General features: G+C 52.6%; 24 protein-coding genes and 1 riboswitch. Of the genes, 10 read left to right on the forward strand and 14 right to left on the reverse strand.

The genetic code is table 11. From position 1 onward, the window contains the following. Window positions 1-43 precede the first annotated feature (43 nt). The 3 genes from LGT44_RS09850 to LGT44_RS09860 all read left to right on the forward strand — a co-directional run bounded on the left by LGT44_RS09850 (window position 44) and on the right by LGT44_RS09860 (window position 3,480). Entirely contained in the window at window positions 44-1,126 is a 1,083-nt protein-coding gene (locus LGT44_RS09850) for a BMP family ABC transporter substrate-binding protein (protein WP_145470541.1), read from the forward strand. A gap of 303 nt (window positions 1,127-1,429) precedes the next feature. After that, window positions 1,430-2,410, forward strand: coding sequence for an isopenicillin N synthase family dioxygenase (locus LGT44_RS09855; protein WP_230330403.1), 981 nt, complete (start codon window positions 1,430-1,432; stop codon window positions 2,408-2,410). 14 nt (window positions 2,411-2,424) lie between these two features. Then, window positions 2,425-3,480 carry an adenosine deaminase gene (locus tag LGT44_RS09860; protein ID WP_230330404.1) on the forward strand — a complete coding sequence of 352 codons (1,056 nt, stop codon included), beginning with the start codon at window positions 2,425-2,427 and terminating at the stop codon, window positions 3,478-3,480. Between the two features lie 130 nt (window positions 3,481-3,610). Here the strand turns inward: LGT44_RS09860 and LGT44_RS09865 are convergent, their stop codons facing one another. Together LGT44_RS09865 and LGT44_RS09870 are read right to left on the reverse strand one after the other, a co-directional pair. Next, on the reverse strand, window positions 3,611-4,129 hold the full coding sequence (locus LGT44_RS09865) for a hypothetical protein (RefSeq protein WP_230330405.1): 519 nt from the start codon (window positions 4,127-4,129) through the stop codon (window positions 3,611-3,613). A gap of 400 nt (window positions 4,130-4,529) precedes the next feature. Further along, window positions 4,530-4,991: a carboxymuconolactone decarboxylase family protein gene (locus LGT44_RS09870; RefSeq protein WP_230330406.1), complete on the reverse strand. Its 462-nt coding sequence runs from the start codon at window positions 4,989-4,991 to the stop codon at window positions 4,530-4,532. Window positions 4,992-5,190: 199 nt separating this feature from the next. On the opposite strand from LGT44_RS09870, the gene LGT44_RS09875 reads away from it, so the two are divergent. Continuing rightward, window positions 5,191-5,991 (forward strand): helix-turn-helix domain-containing protein, encoded by an 801-nt coding sequence (locus tag LGT44_RS09875; protein ID WP_225690946.1) that lies wholly within the window; start codon window positions 5,191-5,193, stop codon window positions 5,989-5,991. A 506-nt stretch (window positions 5,992-6,497) separates the two neighbouring features. Here LGT44_RS09875 and LGT44_RS09880 read toward each other — a convergent pair. Beyond that, a complete protein-coding gene (locus LGT44_RS09880; protein ID WP_230330407.1) occupies window positions 6,498-6,953 on the reverse strand; it encodes a hypothetical protein in 456 nt (151 codons plus the stop codon). Window positions 6,954-7,274: 321 nt separating this feature from the next. Here LGT44_RS09880 and LGT44_RS09885 point away from each other — a divergent pair, with 321 nt between their 5' ends. The 3 genes from LGT44_RS09885 to LGT44_RS09895 are packed head-to-tail and all read left to right on the forward strand — an operon-like array spanning window position 7,275 to window position 9,221. Continuing rightward, entirely contained in the window at window positions 7,275-8,393 is a 1,119-nt protein-coding gene (locus LGT44_RS09885) for a saccharopine dehydrogenase NADP-binding domain-containing protein (protein WP_230330408.1), read from the forward strand. Next, window positions 8,386-8,853, forward strand: coding sequence for a DUF2269 family protein (locus LGT44_RS09890; protein WP_230330409.1), 468 nt, complete (start codon window positions 8,386-8,388; stop codon window positions 8,851-8,853). Before LGT44_RS09885 ends, LGT44_RS09890 begins: the two co-directional genes overlap by 8 nt. After that, on the forward strand, window positions 8,850-9,221 hold the full coding sequence (locus LGT44_RS09895; RefSeq protein WP_230330410.1) for a DoxX-like family protein: 372 nt from the start codon (window positions 8,850-8,852) through the stop codon (window positions 9,219-9,221). Before LGT44_RS09890 ends, LGT44_RS09895 begins: the two co-directional genes overlap by 4 nt. Window positions 9,222-9,388: 167 nt before the next feature. Here the strand turns inward: LGT44_RS09895 and LGT44_RS09900 are convergent, their stop codons facing one another. After that, window positions 9,389-10,144, reverse strand: coding sequence for an enoyl-CoA hydratase/isomerase family protein (locus LGT44_RS09900; RefSeq protein ID WP_230330411.1), 756 nt, complete (start codon window positions 10,142-10,144; stop codon window positions 9,389-9,391). 60 nt (window positions 10,145-10,204) lie between these two features. Here LGT44_RS09900 and LGT44_RS09905 point away from each other — a divergent pair, with 60 nt between their 5' ends. Both LGT44_RS09905 and LGT44_RS09910 read left to right on the forward strand, forming a co-directional pair. After that, complete coding sequence (locus tag LGT44_RS09905; RefSeq protein WP_230330412.1) at window positions 10,205-10,348, forward strand: hypothetical protein; 144 nt, start codon at window positions 10,205-10,207, stop codon at window positions 10,346-10,348. An 18-nt stretch (window positions 10,349-10,366) separates the two neighbouring features. After that, window positions 10,367-11,005, forward strand: coding sequence for a DUF1287 domain-containing protein (locus tag LGT44_RS09910; RefSeq protein WP_230330413.1), 639 nt, complete (start codon window positions 10,367-10,369; stop codon window positions 11,003-11,005). Here LGT44_RS09910 and uca read toward each other — a convergent pair whose 3' ends face one another. From uca to LGT44_RS09935, 5 genes are all read right to left on the reverse strand, one after another. Then, window positions 11,006-14,698, reverse strand: a complete 3,693-nt coding sequence (uca, locus tag LGT44_RS09915) for an urea carboxylase (protein WP_230330414.1) — start codon at window positions 14,696-14,698, stop codon at window positions 11,006-11,008. 137 nt (window positions 14,699-14,835) lie between these two features. Then, complete coding sequence (locus LGT44_RS09920; protein WP_230330415.1) at window positions 14,836-15,471, reverse strand: urea amidolyase associated protein UAAP2; 636 nt, start codon at window positions 15,469-15,471, stop codon at window positions 14,836-14,838. 11 nt (window positions 15,472-15,482) lie between these two features. Beyond that, on the reverse strand, window positions 15,483-16,238 hold the full coding sequence (locus LGT44_RS09925) for an urea amidolyase associated protein UAAP1 (protein WP_230330416.1): 756 nt from the start codon (window positions 16,236-16,238) through the stop codon (window positions 15,483-15,485). A 22-nt stretch (window positions 16,239-16,260) separates the two neighbouring features. Next, complete coding sequence (locus tag LGT44_RS09930) at window positions 16,261-17,124, reverse strand: ABC transporter ATP-binding protein (protein WP_230330417.1); 864 nt, start codon at window positions 17,122-17,124, stop codon at window positions 16,261-16,263. Window positions 17,125-17,169: 45 nt separating this feature from the next. Further along, window positions 17,170-17,982, reverse strand: coding sequence for an ABC transporter permease (locus LGT44_RS09935; protein WP_145470020.1), 813 nt, complete (start codon window positions 17,980-17,982; stop codon window positions 17,170-17,172). A gap of 76 nt (window positions 17,983-18,058) precedes the next feature. Further along, a riboswitch (guanidine-I (ykkC/yxkD leader) is annotated at window positions 18,059-18,171 on the reverse strand. 249 nt (window positions 18,172-18,420) lie between these two features. Between LGT44_RS09935 and LGT44_RS09940 the strand changes: the two genes are divergently transcribed. Further along, window positions 18,421-19,395, forward strand: a complete 975-nt coding sequence (locus tag LGT44_RS09940; RefSeq protein ID WP_230330418.1) for a DMT family transporter — start codon at window positions 18,421-18,423, stop codon at window positions 19,393-19,395. On the opposite strand, the gene LGT44_RS09945 is transcribed toward LGT44_RS09940, so the two are convergent. The 5 genes from LGT44_RS09945 to LGT44_RS09965 form a co-directional block, all read right to left on the reverse strand. Next, window positions 19,325-19,537 (reverse strand): hypothetical protein, encoded by a 213-nt coding sequence (locus tag LGT44_RS09945; protein ID WP_230330419.1) that lies wholly within the window; start codon window positions 19,535-19,537, stop codon window positions 19,325-19,327. The two genes, LGT44_RS09940 and LGT44_RS09945, sit on opposite strands and share 71 nt — an antisense overlap. A 44-nt stretch (window positions 19,538-19,581) precedes the next feature. Beyond that, the gene (locus tag LGT44_RS09950; protein WP_230330420.1) at window positions 19,582-20,280 is read right to left on the reverse strand and encodes a glycine-rich domain-containing protein; all 699 of its coding nucleotides are present in this window, start codon (window positions 20,278-20,280) and stop codon (window positions 19,582-19,584) included. 154 nt (window positions 20,281-20,434) lie between these two features. Then, window positions 20,435-20,851: a GFA family protein gene (locus tag LGT44_RS09955; protein ID WP_145470024.1), complete on the reverse strand. Its 417-nt coding sequence runs from the start codon at window positions 20,849-20,851 to the stop codon at window positions 20,435-20,437. 165 nt (window positions 20,852-21,016) lie between these two features. After that, a complete protein-coding gene (locus LGT44_RS09960) occupies window positions 21,017-22,144 on the reverse strand; it encodes an NADH:flavin oxidoreductase (RefSeq protein WP_230330421.1) in 1,128 nt (375 codons plus the stop codon). A 63-nt stretch (window positions 22,145-22,207) separates the two neighbouring features. Continuing rightward, on the reverse strand, window positions 22,208-22,831 hold the full coding sequence (locus LGT44_RS09965) for a TetR/AcrR family transcriptional regulator (protein WP_230330422.1): 624 nt from the start codon (window positions 22,829-22,831) through the stop codon (window positions 22,208-22,210). Between the last annotated feature and the right edge of the window lie 124 nt (window positions 22,832-22,955).

Below are 22,955 nucleotides of genomic sequence, written 5' to 3' on the forward strand. Positions count from 1 at the left end.
TTAACAGCCTGCATGCAGGTACTACCTTTGGAGCAAAACCATGATGAAGAAACACAAGAACTGGCAACGCTGGGTAACGTCTGCGGCTCTGGCGCTGGGTCTGAGCACTGGCGCAATGGCCGAAGATCCGATGAAAGTTGGCTTCGTGTACGTTGGCCCGGTGGGTGATTATGGCTGGTCTTATGAGCATGACCGTGGTCGTATGGAAGCGCAGAAATTCTTCGGCGACAAAATCGAAACCACCTTTGTTGAGAAAGTACCTGAAGGCGCTGATGCCGAGCGTGTGATCCGTCAGATGGCGCAGAGCGGTCATGATCTGATTTTCACCACCTCCTTCGGTTTTATGAACCCGACTGAAAAAGTCGCCAAGCGTTTTCCAAAAGTATTCTTTGAGCACGCAACCGGTTACAAGCGCGCCAAAAACCTCTCTACCTATGTACTGCGTACTTATGAAGGTCGCTATGTTTCCGGTATCGCTGCCGGCATGATGACCAAAACCAACACCATTGGTTACATTGCTTCTTTCCCGATTCCGGAAGTTATCCGCGATATCAACTCCGTATATATGGCGGCTAAATCCGTTAATCCGGATGTAAAAATCAAAATCATGTGGGTAAGCACCTGGTATGACCCGGTTAAAGAAAGCGAAGCCGCCAATGCTCTGATTGATCAGGGCGTTGACGTGCTGATTCAGCATACCGACTCACCAGCACCATTGATGGCCGCTGAAAAGCGTGGCGTAAAAGCCATTGGTCAGGCATCTGATATGAGCAAGTTTGCACCGAATGCACACATGTTCTCTATCCGTGATGACTGGGCTCCGCATTACATCAAAACCATTCAGGAAATTATGGATGGCACCTGGAAACCGGAAGATTTCTGGGGTGGTTTTGCTGAAGACATGCTGGTGGTTGCCTCTGTTAATGACAACCTGCCCGCTGATGTAAAAACCGCGGTGACAAAAGCGCATGATGACATCAAATCCGGTAAGCTGAAGCCATTTACCGGCCCGATGAAGAGCAATGAAGGTAAGCTGGTGATCGAAGCCGGCCACACCCTGACCGACGAAGAACTGGCCGGTGTAAACTGGTTTATCGAAGGCATTGACGCTACTATCCCGAAATAATACTGACCTGCGTGTCATTGTTCCGGCAGGGCGGCTACGGCCGCTCTGCCTGCATGGAAGCCAGACCATAAGAGCCCAAGACGCCATTCTCTTGGTAAGAAGGGAAACGCCTTTATCGGTTGTGCCGCAAGGCATCGCAGCATAAACGCGGTTCCAAAATACCCTCTTGGTAAGAGTGAATACCGGACTTCTTTTTGCGCCAGATAACTATCCACAGCGTAAAAAGACACCTGCCGGGTACGGATGTTCGCAAGACTCTTGTTGGCCGCCAGGTGCTTATTTTTAATAAAAAAGGCACGAACTATGACGATGAATAATGTTCCCCTCATTGATATTTCCCCACTGTTCAGTGACAACCGTGAAGACTGGCGACCGGTCGTGGACAAAATCGATCAGGCCTGCCGTGAGATCGGGTTTTTCTATCTTCAGGGACACGGTATTTCCTCAGCCCAGCTTGAGAGTATGTTTGCCCTGGCAAAAACATTTTTTGCCCAGCCGGAAGAGCTCAAACAGCAGATACTGATTGCCAACAGCAGCAACCACCGTGGTTGGGGCAGTGCCGGTGCTGAACAGCTGGACCCGGGCAAGCCAAGCGACTGGAAAGAAACCTTCGATATGGCGCTCGATATCCATCCTGAGCATCCGGTTGTAAAGGCATGTCCACAGCTTTACGGCCCGAATCAATACGGTGTATTGCCCGGTTTTCAGCAGCAGATGAATCAGCATTACGGATTGCTGATGAGCGTTGCCCGTCGCCTGTTAAAAGCCATGGCGATTGCACTGCAGTTACCCGATGACTTTTTTAATCAGTATTTTGATGATCAACATATTTCCGTGCTGCGCATGATCCATTACCCGCCACGTCCGGCCGATCAGGTGGTGGATGCCGATGCCAAGGCCGCTGGCGCGCATACCGATTACGGCTGCCTGACCCTGCTGTTGCAGGATGATGTCGGTGGTCTGGAGGTACGTAACGCCCGCGATGAATGGGTTGCGGCGCCGCCGGTTAAAGATGCGCTGGTGGTGAATATCGGTGATTTAATGCAGCGCTGGACCAACGATTACTACCGCTCCACCGAGCATCGTGTACGCAATCTGGCCCCCGGTGTGCATCGTTATTCCATGCCGTTCTTTGTCGAACCTCGTTACGACACACCGGTAAGCTGTATTCCCAGCTGTATTACCGCCGAGCGTGATGCACGCTATCCTTTAATTACCAGTGGCGAGTGGATTTTATCGCGCTTTGCTGCCACCTATGCCTATCGTACCCAGAACAAAGGCTAATCAAGGAGATCAACATGAGCGGATTTGAACACATCCTGCAGAATACACGGGCAGCCGCTGAGCTGGCCGACGAAGCCTTTTTACGGGCCTTGCCAAAAACCGAACTGCACCTGCATCTGGAAGGTTCGCTGGAGCCGGAACTGATGTTTGAGCTGGCTGCCCGTAATGGCATTCAACTGCCGTATCAGGATGTGGATCAGATCCGCCAGGCATACAACTTTACCAATCTGCAGTCCTTTCTCGATATTTACTACCAATGTGCTGACGTGCTGCGTACCGAGCAGGATTTTTACGATTTAACCTGGGCTTATCTGCAACGCTGCCATGACGAGGGCGTGGTGCATATAGAACCCTTCTTTGACCCGCAGACACATACCGAGCGCGGCATTGCCATGGAAACCGTGCTGGACGGCATCAGCCGCGCGTTGGCGGATGGCCAGGAGCAACTTGGCATCAGCAGCGGCCTGATTCTGTGTTTTCTGCGTCACCTGAGCGAAGAAGCGGCTTTTGTCACTCTTGAGCAGGCCATCCCTTATCTGCATTTATTTATTGGTGTCGGGCTCGACTCTTCCGAACTGGGTAACCCGCCGGAGAAATTTGCCAAGGTGTTTGCCGCCGCCGCTGAGCTCGGTTTGCATCGTGTGGCCCACGCCGGTGAAGAAGGCCCGATTGCCTATATCGAAGGTGCTCTCGACGTATTAAATGTAGAGCGTATTGACCATGGGGTGCGCTGCACAGACAGCGAAGCGATGATGACACGCCTTGCAGCCGAAGGGATTCCATTAACCGTTTGCCCGTTGTCGAATACCCGCTTAAAGGTGTATCAGCACATGAGCGAGCACCCGATTCTGCAATTACTGCAACGTGGTCTTTGCGTTACCGTTAATGCCGATGATCCGGCATTTTTTGGTGGTTATCTGCTCGCCAATTATCAGGCTCTGGCTGATCATCTGGGTATGACCCGCGGTCAGGCAGCACAACTGGCCGCCAACAGCATTCAGGCCAGCTTTATTGCGGTAGAACAAAAAACCTTATTGCTGGAAAAGCTGGAACAGGTGATTGCTGCCTGAGGTTTTTACACCCGCCCGCGGCTTTACTTGCCAACCACGATAAAAAAGAAACCGCATACCGGAAACGGAATGCGGTTTTTTACGAGCGGGGATAGCTCCGTGCCGGCGAGAGAAACGTGTTTATCAAGAATCAGCAGGAATGGCTCCCGGTGACTGTTAGCCGTTTGGCTGCTGCAGCCAGTAAGCATCTGGAATATAGATGATGAAAGCCTCCCAGTGCATGAAACAGAAAACCAAATTTCCCTCCGGCGCGTGCCGGGAATACTGCAGAGCCAAAGTATAAGCGGGTTGCAGGTGCCTCTCCGTTCTTTAATATCTCAGCAGAGGGTTCAATATAAAGCCATGAGCGCGTCTGACCAAAGGCCAGCAAAATTTCACGATCCGATCTCTGTTCCACGCGCCATGCTGAAAAGCGCTTGGCTGCACTATAGGCCAGATCCCGCACCTGGCTGTCACTGGATGGGCAAGCCAATATTTTAGCCAGCAGCCAGCGTTCGGTTTTAAACAGCCGCGTCGTATAAAAGGCTTCTATAAATTCAGCTAAACCCAAATTTCCAGGCACTGTGATGGTGTAGCAATCGGTAAAGGCTCCGGAAGTCTGGCAGCTGGCAAGAAAAGAATGTTCAGGAACGGAAGACAGAGCAGGCATCGAATATAACCTCTTAAAGGAGTAATGATTGCTGATAAATGTCCGTATTCAGCACCCATTCAGATTAAAGCCTGGGGCCTGTTAACACTAATTAAACAGGCCGGATTTACTTAGAGTTAACAGGCCCTGGTATTTCCGGTAATAAGCGGCTGTTGTTCAGTCCCCGTTGTTCAGACCCCGCATTACTGGTGCGGACAGAGGCTCCTTGTGTGACCTGAGTAAAGGATTCTGCTGGGGAGGTCTGTTGCTCCGTATACTGACGTTGCCGGAATTCAGCGACGACGATGCAGTCACTGCGGCTGGCTCCGCTGGCGCAGCAACCGACCCAGCCGGAAGCCGGCGATGAGCTGGCCCTGAATGGCCAGCCCGGATAGGCGATCAGCGCTCTGAGCTGGCAGCCTCAGTCAAAGTCACCCGGCTGGTAAGAGCCCACATCAGCACCAAATCCCACGGCAAAGCGGTTCCAGCTGTTGATATTGCAGATGGCCAGCGTCAGGCTGGTAAGCTCGGCATCGGTAAAGGACTGACGCACATCATCCAGAAGCTGCTCTGCCGGATGCTGTTGAGACAACAGCGTCAGGGCTTCTGCCCAGGCCAGTGCCGCCTGTTCGCGCGGACTGAAAAAGGGGGCTTCACGCCAGGCGCTGAGCGTGTAAAGACGCTGTTCGCTCTCGCCGGCTGCGCGGGCATCTTTACTGTGCATATCCAGACAATAGGCACAGCCGTTCAGCTGCGAAACCCGCAGTTTCACCAGTTCCAGCAGCGATTTTTCCAGTCCGCATTCTTTCAGATATTGCTCACCGGCCATTAAGGGCTTCATGGCGGCGGGGGCCGCCTGATAGTAGTTAAGACGCTGAGTCATAAGGCTCTCCTTATTGCGTTTGGTTAATCGTGATGAGGTTGAAATACCTGTGCAGAGTAACGGCCAGCTCCCGGCAGAAATTGTAAAAATACGACATGCGCAAGGCTTTTACGGTGCTGTGAGGCGCTTGGGAGGTTTGTTAGACTGTCGATAACCGCCGTCTGCAATGCAGCGGCAGAACCGCTGCACGGGTATGGCAATGACACAGCATCTTACTCATCTTGGATTCCGGTTTTTCCGGCCAACAACGGCATTACAGCCGCTGGTACAGTGTTATTGGCATATCCGCTGTCATGTGGGGCAGTCGGCACTGGCCGATGAATTTCTGCACCCTGAAGGAGGTTCGGGTGTGGTGTTTAATTTTGCCGATCCGCTGATTTTCAATGGCCAGCCTTATCTCAGCCCCTGTTTGTTAATTGGTCCTGCGCAACGTACGGGCACCTTGACACTGAGCGGTCAGGTCGATGCTATTGGCGTGCGCTTTTATCCTGGTGCGGCACATGCATTTTTTCAGCTGCCGCTGGCCGAGCTGAATGGTTGTCTGTTACCGGTTACGGATCTGCCTTTGGAAGCAAGCTGGCAGCAGGTATGGGAAGTGGATGCGGTCAATGAACGTTTGCAACAGATTGAACTCTGGCTGCTGCGCCAGCTGGATGTGCAGATTCAGGCAAAAAATCCTCTGGTGGCGTTGTTGCCTTCATTGCCAGACAGCGGGCAGTTTTCTACCGCCGACCTGGCCCGGCGCATGGCACTGGGAGAGCGTCAGGTTGAGCGATTATTCCGGCAATGGGTCGGTCTGACACCGAAACAGCTGGCCCGTATCCGTCGCGTTCAGCACGCACGGGAATTACTGAAAACAGCGCCAGCCGATCTGACGGGAACGGCTTATAACGCCGGCTATTTCGATCAGGCACATTTTATTCATGATTTTAAACAGGTGGTGGGCCTTACCCCCGGGCAGTACCGGCAGCGACTGAAGCAGCGCGATCGTTTGGAGTAAGCCGGGCGAAAAACAGTGGGTTTAGGGCCTGTTTAATTAGTGTTAACAGGCCCTGGTGCGGTAAAAATAAAAGCGCGGGTTATTTAACCGGCGCTTTTGCACGGCTCAGCGGAAGTTTAACCGCCAGCGTTAAAACGGGTTATCCTAGGGCCTGTCGACACTAAGTAAATCCGGCCTGCTGAGAGCCAGCTTTTCTCAGAACAAGGAGAGAGGAGTGATATTAGCGGGCTAAATGAATGACGAACGACGAAGTTAATGAGGAAAACTGGCCACAGCCCGAAGGGTTATGGCTAAAAATCCCTCATCCTGCGTTGCTGTTCGTTCGCTTAACCCGTTAGGCCACACTCTCAGCGCCTTGTTTGAGATATTTTTAGCCAATAACAGGCCTGTTTAATTAGTGTCGACAGGCCCTAGGCACCTCTTAATAATTCAGCGCCGGCTCCGGCTTACTGAAAAAGTTCAGATCAAGGTGCCCTTGTTCAGTGAGGCGGAATATCGGCACTGTGCTACTGTGTTGTGCGGTTTTTAATGAGACTGAACAGGGCATAAAGGTTTACAAGATTCAGGCTGGCGACGATCGTGCAGAACAGATAACCAAAGAGCAGGGCATCGCCCAATAAAAAAACAACGACAACACTGAAATAAAGTAACCATCCACCTGCTGCTAACTGTGCAATGTTGTTCAACAGCTTCATCCGGTAAGACTCGGGGTTGAGCAGGTTAATGAACAGCGGTGCAAAAAAGGTAGTAATTAACAGGAATGCTTCAATGAGATCGGTCGAAATCTGCGACATAATTTTATCGTAGACAACGTAGGTTTCTGTCACCCTTTCGCGGCTCAGTTCGTTGACCCCCTCACCTCCGCCATTGGGTGTCAGTACGATCGTCCTCGTGCATTGAGAGAGTGGTGCAAACATAAATGCGATGATCATGACTGTCAGTATCGTGCGTATTTTTCTCATAATGCTCCTTGAATCCCGTGTTCTTTTTACGCCCGGCAGAAAAAATCCTGAATATTTAAAGCGGTTTCTGATACCGCTATCCCTGCCTTATCACTGGGTTATTGAAGGTAAGGGTATTGAAGGTGAGGGTACTGAGGTTGCCGGGTTCAATCAATGCCAGAAAGAGTGATTAGCGGAGATGGCTGGGTATCTGCAGATTTACCACTGCACACAACGGGGAAAAACAGCGGAGAGTGTGTAGTACAGCATGGTTACCCGCTCCGGCACTCCGTTATACTGCGTCTGCTATCAGAAACCAGGAGCGAGGCACCAGTCATCAGGATGAAAACAGTCGTTGTATTGGGCGGTTATGGAAACTTCGGTAAGCGCATTTGTGAGACTCTGGCGCAGGACAGCGGTATCCGTTTACTGTGCAGTGGGCGTCATTCTGATAAAGCCCGTGCCCTGGTTGCTCAGTTGCAGCCGTCAGCCAAAGCAGAATTACAGGCCGTTGTGCTGGATATCAACGCGGCCGATTTCCGCGCACAGCTGCAGGATTTAACGCCGTTTCTGGTTATTCATACCGGTGGGCCTTTTCAGGGGCAGAATTATCGTGTTGCCGAAGCCTGTATTGCTGTTGGTGCGCATTATCTGGATCTTGCCGATGACCGTCGTTTTGTCTGCGATATAACCTTACTTAATAAACAGGCTGAAGATGCCGGAGTGCAGATCATCAGTGGTGCCAGCTCGGTACCGGGGTTGTCGTCGGCGGTTATTGAACATTATCAATCAGACTTCCGGCAGATCGACAGCATTGATATTGCTATCGCACCGGGTAATCAGGCTGAACGCGGTGAAGCAACGCTGCGTGGCATTTTGTCGTACACCGGCCGTCCTTTCTCTGTGTTTGAACAGGGACGTGTACGTACGGTGTATGGCTGGATGAATTCCCGGCGTAAATATTTTGGCCCAGGGTTGGGATGGCGTTGGCTGGCGAATGTGGATGTGCCCGATCTGGAACTGTTCCCGGCGCAGTTTGCGGTTACTGAGCGGGTACGTTTTCAGGCCAGTCTTGAGCTGACGTTTCTGCATTTTTCGATGCTGGCGATGGCTTCACTGGCGCGTCTGCGCCTGATTAAAAACTGGGCACCGGCAACGGCTCTGATTTATCGGATGAGCCATTGGTTCAGTAAACTGGGCAGCGCTGATGGTGCGATGCAGATTGATATCGCCGGACTGAATACGCAGTGTGCAGCCAGCAGGCTTTGTTGGCGTCTGGAGGCTTATGATGGTATTGGCCCTTTTATCCCCACATTGTCGACCATCATCATCGCCAGACAATTGCTGGCAGGGCAGGTGAATCCCGGTGCCAGAGCCTGCAGCGGTGAATTTTCGCTGGCGGAGTTTTATCCTTATGCACAGAGCTTAGGGCTGGTGATCAGGGAGGAGCAGGGTGACTGATTATTTTCTGCTGAAAACGCTGCACATTCTCTCGGCGGTCGTATTAATGGGCACCGGCAGTGGCATTGCTTTTTTTATGTTAATGGCGGTTCTCAGCCGCAGTCAGGAAACAATCCGTAATGTCAGCAGGATCGTTATTCTGGCGGATTGGTTGTTTACCGCTCCGGCGGTTTTAGTGCAGCTGATCTCCGGTGTGTGGTTGATGTCTCTGCTGAATGTCAGTTTTACCTCGCCGTGGTTTCTGACGGTCGCTGCGCTGTTTATATTGATTGGTTGCTGCTGGCTGCCGGTGGTCTGGATTCAGTATCAGTTACACCGCGAAGCCTGTATGGAAAATGGTTTTTTAAGCGCACGCTTTAAACGTCTGATGCGACTCTGGATTGTATTGGGAATACCGGCATTCGCTGCAATGCTGGTGCTTTTCTTGTTGATGGTGGCCAAGCCTCTGGCGGTAATATGACGGCATTACAGCAAACGTTCGGTCGCTGGACGCTGAGCCTGCTTTGGCTTATTACGGCGCTGGTGTCGGTCGCGACGGCGCAGGATATTGGTCTGGTGATCTTACAGCAGGGTGGCGTAGCCGATGCTCTGGCTCCCTGGCTGCTCTATGGTGGCAGTATTGTAGATGCGCTTTTAGGACTATGGCTGTTACTGCCCTGGGCGCAACGTCTGTGTTTTCAGATACAGCTGATCACTATTGCGGTTTATAGCGTACTGCTGTCGGTTATTGCTCCTGAGTTCTGGTGGCATCCGTTTGCGCCGGTGGTTAAAAACCTGCCGATTATGGTACTTATCTGGATTCTGATGCCAGGAAAATCAATATCCTGATCGCGGTCAGGACGGCGCTTTATTCAGATCCTGTGCTGCGCTTAAACCGGAGCTTAAAATAAAAAACCGCCGGTTGTTCGCAACCGGCGGTTTTTTATTGAACGTCTTAAACAGGCCCTAAAACACCGCTGAATTATTTATTCAGCGGTGCTTTAAAAGTACTGAACTTATTTACCGCCTTTCAGCACGTGATTAATACGCGCCTGAGTTTCTGGCGTGCCGAGAAGGCCGGAGAATAATTCCATCTCCAGTTTAACGGCTTTATTAACACGCTCACGGTGGCCTTCGGCGCGACCCAGTTTTTTAATGGCGCGGATAGAATTCTGAGAGTTTTTCAGTAATTCGTTGGCGGTGGCCATCGCTGTTTCCAGTGCTTTACCGTCTTCCACAGCGGCGGTTAACAGGCCCCATTTTTCGGCTTCGGCGGCGGTGAAGAAACGGCCGGTGTACAGCAGTTCTGCCGCACGCTTAGGACCAATGGCTTCAGACAGCAGTACCGAGCAGGCTCCTTCAGACGTTACACCGATTTTGGCAAATGGCAGGCTGTAACGGATGCTGTTACCGGCGTAAGCGATATCGGCATGCAGCAGCATGTTGGCGCCAATACCGATGGCCACACCTTCCTGCGCCATAATCAGGGGCTTTTGCAGACCGGCGAAGGCATCAAAAATGCCGGCGACACCTTCCTGAACGGCAGGCAGATCGCCGCCTGGCAGCAGGTCGGCCAGATCGTTACCGGCGGTAAAACGGCCTTCGGCACCGGTCATCACGATGACTTTAACCTCATCGTTGGCATCGCTGTCGAGCAGGGCGGCGATAACATCTTTGTAAGTCTGTACGCGGATGGCGTTCAGTACCTTCGGGCGGTTCAGAGTAATCACGGCAATGCCGTTTTCCAGACTGTAGGTAATGTCCTGATACATAGGGAAGATCTCATCGGTTCAGTATGGCGGGCATGATGGCAAACCCGGAATAACAGAGCAATGATCAATATGCACAGATTGCTGGTTGAAACCGAGGTCTGGCGTTTATTGCTGTTGGCACTAACGGCGGGAATTCTGGTCAATCCGGATGCGGGTAAGGCTAGGGTTATGCCTTATGATGCTCAGATATCCGCTGACCATTAACGAAAGGAATCTCAGGGTATGAACAGGATGCAGACATTGAAATGGTTGCCCGGCGTAACGCTGCTGGTCTTTATACTGGCCACAGTGCAGGTTAATGCCGGGGAGGGCAGCGCCGCGGCTTTCCGTCAGGAGCTGGTGGCCGCGGCATTGCAGCGTACGACTCTGCAGGTGCGCTATGACGGCGCTTACCAGAAAATTGCCTATCCCAATGGTGATGTGGCGCCAGACATTGGTGTGTGCACCGATGTGGTGATCCGCAGCTACCGCGCTCTGGGTATCGATTTACAGCAACGGGTGCACGAAGATATGGTGGCTGATTTTGCCGCTTATCCATCGCGCCGTATCTGGGGTATGACCCGTACCGATACCAATATTGACCATCGCCGGGTGCCGAATTTACAGGCGTTTTTTCAGCGTAATGGCCAGAAATTAGCCGTCAGTGATAACCCGGCCGATTATCAGCCGGGGGATCTGGTCACCTGGATGCTGCCGGGCAACCTGCCGCATATTGGCGTGGTCAGCGATCGCTATGCGCCGGGCTCCGGCAGGCCGTTAATCGTGCATAACATTGGCGCCGGTCCGGTGCTGGAGGATATGTTATTCCGTTACCGGATTAGCGGGCATTACCAGTATCTGCCACAGAGGAGTGGGGAGTGATTACCCCCCGTTACCGGCTGTTTGCAGAATGACCAGGGCTTTGCCCGGACTGACGCTCTGGCCGGTTGTGCGCAGCACTTCCACCACGGTACCGCCCTGATGGCTGCTGACTTCAATTTCCATCTTCATGGATTCCAGCACCACCAGAGGCTGACCGGCGCTGACCTGATCGCCGGGTTTAACCAGACATTGCCAGACGTTGCCGGATACATGGCTGTCGATGCTGAATTCACCCTCTGCCAGCGGACGTTCATCGCTTTCTTCCAGCACCGAAGGTTCGCTGTCGTAATGGAATTTGCCTGAGGCTTTCCATTCTTCCAGTTCTGCCTGAAAGGCTTTTTGCCGTTCCTGCTGGAAGGCTGAAATACCTGCGCCCTGTTCCTGCAAAAAGCGTTCGTATTCCGCCAGATTAAAGCGGGTTTCTTCAATTTTTATTGGGTACTGGCCATGGGGAAACTGCTGGCGGATCGTCATCAGTTCGTCGTGGCTGACCTCGTAAAAACGCACCTGATCGAAAAAGCGCAGCAGCCAGGGCTGGGTAAATTCGCGGGTGGTTTTATAGCGGTTCCACATCTGCAGGGTACGGCCAACAAACTGATAACCGCCCGGGCCTTCCATGCCGTAAATGCACATATAAGCGCCACCGATACCGACGGAGTTTTCTGCCGTCCAGGTACGCGCCGGATTATATTTGGTGGTGACCAGACGGTGGCGCGGGTCCATGGGCGTTGCCACCGGAGCACCTAAATACACATCGCCTAAGCCCATCACCAGATAACTGGCGTTAAAGACAATATCTTTCACTTCATCAATGGAATTCAGGCCATTAATGCGGCGGATAAATTCAATATTATCCGGGCACCAGGGCGCATCGGCCCGTACCGATTGCATGTATTTATTCACCGCCAGCTGGCAGGCTTCGTCGTTCCACGACAGTGGCAGGTGAACAATGCGCGACGGCACTTCGGCATCCTGCAAGTCGCCCAGCTGATCTTCGGCGGCAATTAATATCTGCAGTAATTCCTGCTGACTTAAGCGGGTGGAATCGTAGTGCAGCTGCAGCGAGCGGATGCCCGGTGTCAGCTCCCACAGGCCGGTAATATTCTGTGTGTTTAAATACTGCATTAAGGCATGAACGCGGAAGCGCAAGCGGATATCCAGCTGCAGCGGACCGTATTCCACCAGTAAATACTGATCCCCACTGGGGCGATAAACGACACCGGTCGGGTGTGAGTCTGCCTGACCGGTATAAGCGATGCTATGCACAATCGGGCTTTGCGGTAACCAGCGCTCAACCGCACAATCCTCTGCACTCAGTGTTGTCAGGCTGTTTTGCTGCGCGCGGTTTAAGGCCACCGCGGTTTGCTGGCTGACCGGCAGAAAGCGGATTTTATCGCCGGCTTTTAACTGGCCGAGTTTCCATAAATCCGCGGTTATCACCGTGGCCGGGCAGACAAAGCCGCCCAGACTCGGGCCGTCCGGCCCTAAAATCACCGGCATATCACCGGTAAAATCGACGGTACCAATGGCGTAGGCATTGTCGTGGATATTGGATGGGTGTAACCCGGCTTCACCACCGTCGGCCCGTGCCCATTCCGGTTTGGGGCCAATCAGGCGCACACCGGTGCGGCTGGAGTTGTAGTGCACTTCCCAGGTGTGGGCAAAGAAGCGCTCAATATCGCTGTCGGTAAAAAATTCCGGCGCGCCGTGTGGGCCATAAATAACCCGTAATTCCCACCCGTTGGCAATCGCGGGCAGCAAAGCCGGATCGTTAAGAGTTGCGGGTTCTGCTTTATTATCTGCGGAAAAATGCAGCACATCGCCCGGTAATAATGCGCGACCGTTATGGCCGCCAAACTGACCAAGCGTAAAGGTAGATTTTGAGCCCAGATAATCCGGACAGTTAAAACCACCGGCAATTAAACAATAAGCCCGTGCACCAGCACTGCCAACGCTGCCGCAGTCGAGAATATCGCCGGCATTAATATCAATGACCTGCCAGAATTCAATATCACTGGTTGTACTGTTGTGGCTCAGGCTGCCAGGGGGTAGGCCCGCTCGGGTCAGGCTGGCGTTGGTGGTGGCACCGGCCAGTAATATCCTTGTCGGTGCGTTAAATTTAAGCACCGGGCCTTTTAAAGTAATTTCCAGACCCGCGGCCTGCTCTGCATTGCCGAGTAAACGGTTACCGAGAGCAAAAGAATAGCCATCGAACGGGCCTGACGGTGGCACGCCAATATCCCAATAGCCAATGCGCGCGGGTAAATCCTGAACGGTGGTTTGTGTTCCGGCGGTTAATACCTGCACGCTGGTGGGCTGGTGTTGCAGTGTTTTTAATAACTGGGTGTACACGTCACCGGCTTGTACGCGCTTATCCTTAAGAATATCGAGCAGATAACGGCGGTTACATTCCAGTCCGTACAATTCTGTGTCGGCCAGCGCCTCCGCCAGGGTTGCCAGCGCCTGATCGCGGTTGGCGGCGGTGGCAATCACTTTGGCCAGCATAGGATCGAACAGAGCCGGTACTTCTGAGCCGCTTTCTACCCAGGTATCAATACGCAGTGATGGCCAGCCTGAGGCCTTATCAGACTGAGATTGCAACAAGAGGTGTTGTGGCCAGCGCACATTGCTTAATAAGCCGGCACAGGGCTGAAAATCCTGTGCCGGATCTTCGGCATAAATCCGTGCCTGAATGCTGTGGCCTTTGGGTGTGAAATGTTCTGTCAGTGGCAGCGTTTCACCGGCACCAAGGCGCACCATCCATTCCACTAGATCAATACCGTAGACTTCTTCGGTAACGCCGTGCTCAACCTGTAAGCGGGTATTCACTTCGAGGAAATAAAATTCGCCGGAATCTGCATCGTAAATAAATTCGACCGTACCGGCACTGCGGTAATTAACCGAGCGGCCCAGACGCGCTGCCGTGGTGTGTAATGCCTCCCGCTGCTGGGCGGTTAAACCCGGTGCCGGTGTTTCTTCCAGCACTTTCTGATTGCGGCGCTGAATGGAACAGTCGCGCTCGCCCAATGCCAGTACCTGGCCCTTACCGTCACCAAAAATCTGTACTTCGATATGGCGGGCTTTTTCGACAAATTTTTCGATAAATACGCCATCGTTGGCAAAGTTATTGGCGCTTAAGCGTTTCACCGAAGCAAACGCCTGTTGCAGTTCGGCCTCGCTGTAACACAGTTGCATACCAATACCGCCACCACCGGCGGTGCTTTTGAGCATCACCGGATAACCAATACGCCCGGCCTCAATGATGGCGCTGTGAATATCGGTCAGCAGTTCGGTGCCCGGCAGCAGCGGAACCTTATTGTCCTGCGCCAGTGCACGCGCTGAATGTTTTAAACCAAAGGCATCCATTTGTGCGGCGCTGGGGCCAAGAAAGACCACGCCAGCCTGATCACAGGCATGGGAGAAGCCGGTATTTTCGCTTAAAAAACCATAACCGGGGTGAATGGCTTCAGCACCGCAGTCTTTGGCAATCTGCAGGATTTTATCCTGATTCAGGTAAGTATCCGCGACCGTGCCATCACCCAAGCAGAAAGCCTCATCGGCCTGCTGGACATGCAACGAATGCTGGTCGGCCTGATGGTAAACCGCAACCGCCTGAATATTCATTTTTTTCAGGGTGCGGATAATACGGCTGGCAATGGCGCCACGGTTGGCGATTAAGACTTTTTTAAACATGGTCTTGCCTCATTCTTAAATGTCTTGTTTCACTTCACGTATGTTGTTGCACAAGAGGCAGGTCGTCCTGCATAAATACTGAAGCCTGCCGGTCGTCCGGCTGCTTGAAATATGAATTTTCTGATCGGCAGGCAGATTTACCAGACAATCACTTCAATCGGTGTCGGGTTATAGGCATTGCAGGGGTTGTTCAGCTGCGGGCAGTTGGATATCAGCACGATGGTGTTCATCAGGGCTTTCAGCTCGACATATTTACCGGCATCGGAAATGCCATCGGCAAAGGTCAGTCCTCCTTCAGCGGTGACCGGTACATTCATAAAGAAATTAATATTGTGGGTAATATCGGCTTTATCCAGCCCGTATTCTTCATGCTCGTTAATAGCCAGCATCCAGCTGTCACGGCAGGCGTGCATGCACTTTTTTTCCAGACTGTAGCGCACGGTATTCGATTCGGTGGCGCAGGCACCGCCTAAGGTGTCATGCCGGCCACAGGTGTCGGCGACAATTTCCAGCAGCGGACGGTTTTCGTTAGTCATTAATACCGAGCCTGCCGTCAGATACACATTACCCTGGGCGCGGATGGTATCGGTGGCGCTGTAGCGTTCACTGGGATCATCGGCATTATAAAACAGCGTATCGGCGGCCTGATTACCTTCCAGATCGAGAATACGCAGGGTCTGACCGGCTTCGATGCGGTGAATAAAATAGTCACCGGCCAGTACTGTCTGGCGGAAACTGGCATCCTGGGGCTGCAGTGTGCTTGCTTTAATCATGGTACGGCTCCTCAGGCTTCGCAGAAGTTATAGAGAAAATTGTTGTGAAAACCGCGCTGATTTTCTGCGCAGTGATTTTTACACTCATCATCACCGGCAACGACGGCGGCTCTGCCCAGATGGTAATGCACCGGCCGCACAGGATATTCGGCGGCATTGCTTAACGGATGCGGACAGGTGTGCATGATCAGCAGGGTGTCCATTTCGAAACGTAAAGTGATGGCATTGCCGGCCTTTGATGCATCGCCGATGTAGCGCATATTACCCAGATCATCGGTCTGCACCTGACTGAACAGATTGAGGTTGGCGGCCATATCTTTGCGTGACAGACCGTATTTGGCGAATTCCACCAGAAAGCTGTCATAGCCGTTCTGTGTCCAGCCATTACGGGCTTCCTGATAGGTTTTAATGCCCCATTTTTCTGCCACCATGGCTTTATTAATATTGCCGCAGACGGTGTCGTGCCAGCCGCAGTCATCGGCCACAACAGAGGCAAAAATACGGCCCATATCGGAATACAGACAGTGGCCCTGAGTCAGCTTGAAGGTATGCTGGCATTTTAAGGTATCCGGTGCGTTGTACTTTTCCAGCAGGTCGTATGGGTTAAACATTAACAGACCAAGATTGGCGCCGCCGTGCAGGTCGGTAAAGGTGATGACCGTGCCTTTTTTTACCCGCATCGACCAGTGGCAGCCGCCTCCCAGCGTATCCTGATAAACGGCCTCGCCCTGATAAAATTGCTGATGTTTTTTGCTTAACTGAGTCATATGTTCTCCTTCAGGCGCCTATTCAGGCACCTACTCCGGTACTTATTCCAATGCTTGGGCCTGCCTCGTCCTGCACACGGGCTGTGGCATGAACGGAGTGCTGAATATCGTTGTATAAAGAATGTTCCTGAGCGCTGTCGCCGCTTTTGGCCAGCTGGCCATGATTGGCCTGGTTCAGTTTTAAATCGTAGGTAATGGTCGCCCCCCAGGCATTGGGAGCCATAGGGTCGTGGCGGACTTTATCGAATACCAATAAACGGCTGCCGAGATAAAAGCCCTCACCAATATCGTGGGTGACCATAAAAATAGTGGTGCCGGTCTGCTGCCATAAATCCAGAATTAACTGGTGCATATCGGCACGGATACCCGGATCAAGGGCGCCGAAGGGCTCATCCAGCAGCAGGATTTTTGGCTCTTTAATTAATGCCTGAGCAATGGCCAGACGCTGCTGCATACCACCGGAAAGTTCATGTGGATACTTATTGGCGGCGCTGTGCAGTCCTACCCGCTGCAACAGATTCATGGCTTTTTCTCTGGCCTGAGCGCGGGCTTTACCAAACAGGCGGGCCAGCAATTTACTCTGGGCAAATTCCAGCCCGAGAATGACATTGTCCAGCACGCTCAGATGGGGGAATACCGAGTATTTCTGGAACACAATACCGCGGTCGACACTGGGCTCGTCGGTTAATGGCTGACCATCCAGCAGACACTGGCCTTTGCTGGCGCTTTCCTGACCGGAGAGCATTTTCAGAAAGGTCGATTTGCCGCAGCCGGATGCTCCGACCATGGTCACAAATTCGCCTTTTTTAACGCTCAGATTGATATTGTCCAGCACCGGCTGATCGCCGTAGGTTTTGCTGACTTTTTTAAATTCGATAAAACTCATACATATTCCACCTTATGGTTATCCTGCGTCTGAAGATCAGTGCATTTATTGCGGCTGATACCAGGGGAATAATTTGCGGTTCAGTTGCTTCAGTAACTGATCAGAAATAATTGCCAGCAGGCTGATCCACACCACATAAGGCAGGATGACGTCCATTGCCATATAACGGCGTACCAGAAAAATCCGGTAGCCAAGCCCTTCGGTTGAGGCGATGGCCTCGGCGGCAATTAAAAATAACCAGGCAGCACCCATCGACAGGCGCAGCGCATCGACCAGGCGTGGCAGCATTTGCGGCAGCACCATGCGCAACATTAATTGCCAGCTGTTGGCGCCCAGAGTCTGTGCCTTAATCCACTGTTCGGTCGGCAGTTCCGACACGCGGCTTTGTAATTCGCGGATTAAATACGGCGTGATACCAATCACAATCAGCACTACTTTCGATACTTCACCGAGGCCGAAAACAATAAACAGTACCGGCAGCAGGGCCATGGGCGGCACCATCGAGATGGCGGTGGTAAAGGGTGATAAATTTGCGCGCAGCAGCGGCAGGGCGCCCAGTGTTAAACCAAACAGCAGAGCAATCGTTGCGCTGATACCAACGCCCATGGCCAGACGTTCAAGGCTGGCGAGGGTATCGACCCAGAGCAGAATATCGCCGCTGCGTTTATTTTCTTCGGTCGCCATGCGCAGCAGCGTGTCGCCCATGGTGCTGAAGGCGGGCAGTAATTTGTCGTTCGGATTGTCGCTCAGGCGCTCGGTTGAGGCTGCCATATAGAGCAGGATGGCGATAATAAAGGGCAGGGCGCCCAGAAAAAAAGCCAGTGGGCGGGAAATTCTCTGATTAATCAGCCGGCGCATAAGCGCACTCCTGTTCGGGTTAACGGAGCGGATACAAGGGGCATTGCACAGGCTGGCCTGAGCGAATGTTCCAGTGATCTCCCGGGCTTTTATCCCTCCGTGTAACCCCCGCACGCGGCTGAGGTCGGTTGCTCTCGGACCAGTCGTTCGTGTTTAACAACACAAACCGGAACCCTAGCGACCTATTAACGGAACTCAGTGTAGCAATTCCGCGAGCGATGCAGAACACCCCATTGTTTTCGCATCTCTACGGTATTTGCGAATGGTGTGCCAATTCTTACAAAGCACAGAAATGAATGATTTTTGCGCACAGGGCATACAGAAATGCCCTAAATTGTCGGGCGAGAAACGTATCAATAAATCTGAAACAGAAAATTATGCCGCATTTAAGGGCAGTTTTTATCCGCATGTTTTGTTTTGGTGCTTCGGGGAGTATGTATGCGTGAATTTCTGAATCCTGCGGCGGTGCTGTTTCTGGCGTCGGTTCTCTGGGGCAGTGCCTGGATACCGCTGAACGCTATTGAAAGCGCCGGAATCAGTCATTCATTACTGCTGCTAATGGCGTACAGTGTGGCCAGTGTTCTGACCACGGTGATCCTGTGGCGTCAGTGGCACAGGGTACTGGCGCACTGGCAGCAGAATAAAGCGTTGTTAGCAGGAATATTTCTGGTCGGTGGTCTGGCCAATGCCAGTTTTTCGCTGGCGCTGCTGGAAGGCAATGTGGTGCGGGTGATGGTGCTGTTTTATCTGCTACCTGTGTGGAGCACCTTGCTTGGACGATTATTTCTGCATGAGACCGTCAGTGCCGGCAAAGCGCTGATGATTATACTGGCTTTGCTGGGGGTGGTGCTGGTTGCGGGTATTCAGCCGGGTAGCGACTGGCAGGCGGCTTTACTGAAAACGCCCTGGGGAACAGGCGATACTCTGGGGCTGATTGCCGGCTTTACCTATGCAGCGAATAATATTTTATTCCGTAAAGGGCAGCAGGTTGCGCTGGTATTAAAAGCAGAAAGTATGTTGCTGGGAGCCGCATTTTTTATGTTGCTGAGCTGGCTTTGGCAGGCAGGTACAGTTAATGCCGATCAGCTGTTGCAGGTATCGGCAAGCGCCGTTTGGCTGGCCATGCTGTACGGTGCAACCTGGCTTCTGGCGGTGTCTTTCGGGTCGCAATGGGGAGTCAGTCATTTACCTGCCAGCCGCTCGTCGCTGATTATTATTATGGAACTGGTCACCGCGGTATTAACGGCCTGGTGGCTGGGAGAAGCGCAGTTGAGTGTATGGGGCTGGCTGGGTTGCATCTGTATTATGAGCGCAGCATTGCTGGACAGTATGAGTGCTGAGGTTAGTCCAGACGTAAAAACCTGGGCACCAGCATCAGGCCAACTCCGGTCATCACCATGGCGTAGTGATTAGATACAAAGTAGGGGTAAATCATCAGGGCAACGCCGCTCCACAGTGCGATTTTATGGCTTTGGCGCTTACCGTAAATAAAATAACCAAAACCGATGGAGCCAAAAATCAGCGATAAAAACAGCCCGGTTGTATCCGTTAACATGCTTGAATCCTTTGTTGTGATTGTGAGTGTTTGATCACTCTCGTTTAATCTCCTCCACAGCCGCTGCTGCAGCCACTGTCGGAGCCCGATGAGCAACTGCCGCTACAGCCGCCACTGCCGGAGCAACCGGAAGCGCAGCCAATATGGCTGGCACAGTAAGGCGTTGTGTCGTGTTGTGTTTTCTTGTTTGGGCCTGTTGCTGCCATCTGACAGTTGAGCTGGTAAAAAAATCCGTCGTCAATATTCAGCTGGGCATCAAGCGCAAACAGTAACGGCAGTTTGCTGGGCTGTTTGGCTGACAGCCATTCCCGGGCGCAGGCAATACGCCAGGCGCGTTTAATGCCGTTGGCGGCGGTGGTTGGCGTGCTCATGGCTTCGGCCGGTGTGTGGTGCAGAAAACGGCCAAAAGCGGAACGGCAGAATTCCTGATATTTTCGGGTGAACAGAATAAATTCATGCCAGGCGAGGTCGACCACCTGCGAGGGCATGGCAACGGGTTTGCGTCCGGCGATATTACAGATCTGAAAATATTCACGTAATCCGTCGATCACCAGCGCCAACTGAGCTTCGTCCAGATGGGGGTAGCGCTGTGCCACCTTGCGTTTTAAGGTGCCGGGAAAGGCATAATTCTGTATATGCCGGGCACGCAATTTAATGGCGATTTTACGCCATAGTTTCCAGCCCAGGCTGATAATAATAATGGCCAGAATAATGCTGAAGAGGTTGTTGAATATCCAGTTCATAAAGCGTCCTGCGTACAGCCTGAAAAGTTGGCTGAACTATGCCGGGGCTTCGGCCGCTGGTCAATGCTGACACTGCCTGATGGTTGGCTGTGTCAGCAACGCGCAGGATGGCGCAGGGGGCGGATTGCTGCTGAGCTGGTTACTGGTGGTTCGGTTACATTTTTTCAGCAAAAAACGCCATGATTTCAGCGGTTGTCATTTCCTGAGTTTCATTTGAAAAACAGTAGTAATCAGGCCGGGCATCACTGAAATATTGCATCACCATTTTCAACCCTTCCAGCTTTGGAAACAGGCCAACGGGCATGTTGTATTCACCGCTTTCTTTTAATTTATAAAACAAGTGAGTGCCGCATTCGCTGCAGAATCCGCGAGATGCCCAGGCGGATGACTGGTACATTTTCACATTGTCTTCGCCTTCGAATGTAACCTCTGTACCACACTGAACAGCAAAGAAAGGCGCGCCTCCCCAGGTGCGGCAGGATTGGCAGTGGCATACCGTAAATTTAGGGTTGATATTGGTTGCGGTTATTTTTACTGCACCACAGAGGCAGCTGGTATGAGAAGCAGGCATATTGCGGGAATCCGGATGGATAAAAACAGCAGCATGCCAGATGGTTGCGGAAATGCCTACTCTGTTGCTGGCGGGGAAATATAAAAGCGTTTTTATTGCCCGTATTAACGGACAGAAATAAAAACGGGCCCTGATCAGGCCCGTTCTGTGTTATCTGCGTGGTATTTACACCAGCTGCATTAACGATTTTTTATCGTAGTCTTCCAGTTCGTCATAGCGGCCTGCTTTGACTTTCAGTACCCACTCAGGGTCCTGCAGCAGTGCACGGCCAACGGCCACCAGTTCAAACTCACCGGCCGCCATGCGCTGGCCAAGTTCATCGATGGAGGCGGTGGCAACACCGGAGGCGTCAACCATGTCGCGTTTGTCTTCATCAATAAAGCTGGCATTCAGGCCAACAGAACCGACGGTAATCACCGGCTTACCGGTGATTTTTTTGGTCCAACCGGCCAGATTCAGGTCGGAACCTGCGAATTCTTTTTCCCAGAAACGGCGGGTTGAGCAATGGAAAATATCGACACCGGCTTCGATCAGTGGCTTGAGGAAAGCTTCCAGTTCTTCCGGGGTTTCACACAGACGGGCGCTGTAATCCTGCTGTTTCCACTGGGAGAAACGGAAAATAATCGGGAAATCCGGGCCAACACGGTCGCGGATGGCAGAGACAATTTCGCAGGCGAAACGGGTACGGGCAACCAGATCACCGCCGTATTCGTCAGTACGCTGGTTAGAGCCTTCCCAGAAGAACTGGTCGATTAAATAACCGTGGGCGCCGTGTACTTCCACCGCATCAAAGCCAATGCGTTTGGAATCTTCAGCCGCCTGAGCGAAGGCTTCAATCACTTCCTGAATATCTTCTTTGCTCATGGCTACGCCATTTTCTTTACCGGCTTTGACCAGACCGGACGGGCTGTAACCCGGTACTGACGGATCAGGTTCCACGCCTTCTTTACGGATGGCGCCAACGTGCCACAGCTGTGGAGCGATTTTGCCGCCTTTGGCGTGTACTGCATCGACCACTTTTTTCCAGCCGGCCAGTGCGTCTTCACCATAAATAAAAGGAACACGCGGATAGCCGTTAGCGGCTTTATGGCCAACACAGGTGCCTTCGGTAATGATCAGACCCACTTCATTTTCGGCGCGGCGGGCGTAGTAGGCGGCGACCAGCTCATTGGGAACGTTGCCCGGCGAGTAGGTGCGGGTCATCGGAGCCATAACAATACGGTTGCTCAGTTGCAGCGGGCCGAGGGTGATGGGTTCAAACAGGGCGCTGACGGCGCCGTGGACATTGCTCATATCGGTATTCCTGTTGGCTGTTTTTTACTGTTTCGGAAATGGTTAAAAGGCTGTCGGAAATTGTTAAAGGGTTGTGCGTGATTGCGCCGCTTGTGCCTCCGGCAGCCATTGTTGCAGCAGCAGCGACATGCTCTGCTCAAAGTGTTCACGCCCTAACAGGCGGGCGTAATACAGCGCGCCTTTGCAGGCAAAAATAAATAATTGTGCCAGTTCCTGAGCATTGGCGGTGGCCGGAGCCTGCAGCTCGCCGTCTGCCAGCCCCTGGCTGAACACCGCAGCAACCCAATCCACTTCGAGCCGGCTTAGGTCACTCAGGCGTGCGCGCATGGCATCCGGCAGTTGTGCCAGATCGCTGTGCAGGGCACTGAGCGGGCACTGTTTGTGTTCGTTAAAGGTATGTTTGGCGGCGGCGCGCAGATAACGCTGCAGTTTGTCCGGTGCATTTTGCCCATGCTGATCAAAGTGCGCGAAACCGTCACGCAGCCATTGTTCGGTCCAGTCACACAGTGCCAGGCCAAGGTCGGCTTTCTGTGCGAAGTGGTGATGCACGCTGGGTTTGCTGATGCCCAGTTCGCGCGCCAGATCCTGATAGCTGAAGCCGGTATAACCACGGCGGCAGAGCAGGTCAGCGCCAACATCAATCAGCTGCTGACGGGTCTGGCGGGCATTGGCAGATTTTGTGGTCATTGCGGCATCGCTCTGGGCGTTTGTTGGTATCGACAGTGATTAGCCTACCTACTGGTAGGTAGGCTTGCAGGAGGCATTTGTGCCAGAAGTCGGCAGATAGCCACTGCTTTTTGCAACGGTTCAT

This window comes from Thalassolituus alkanivorans (assembly GCF_020447205.1).
Classification (GTDB): domain Bacteria; phylum Pseudomonadota; class Gammaproteobacteria; order Pseudomonadales; family Oceanobacteraceae; genus Venatoribacter; species Venatoribacter alkanivorans.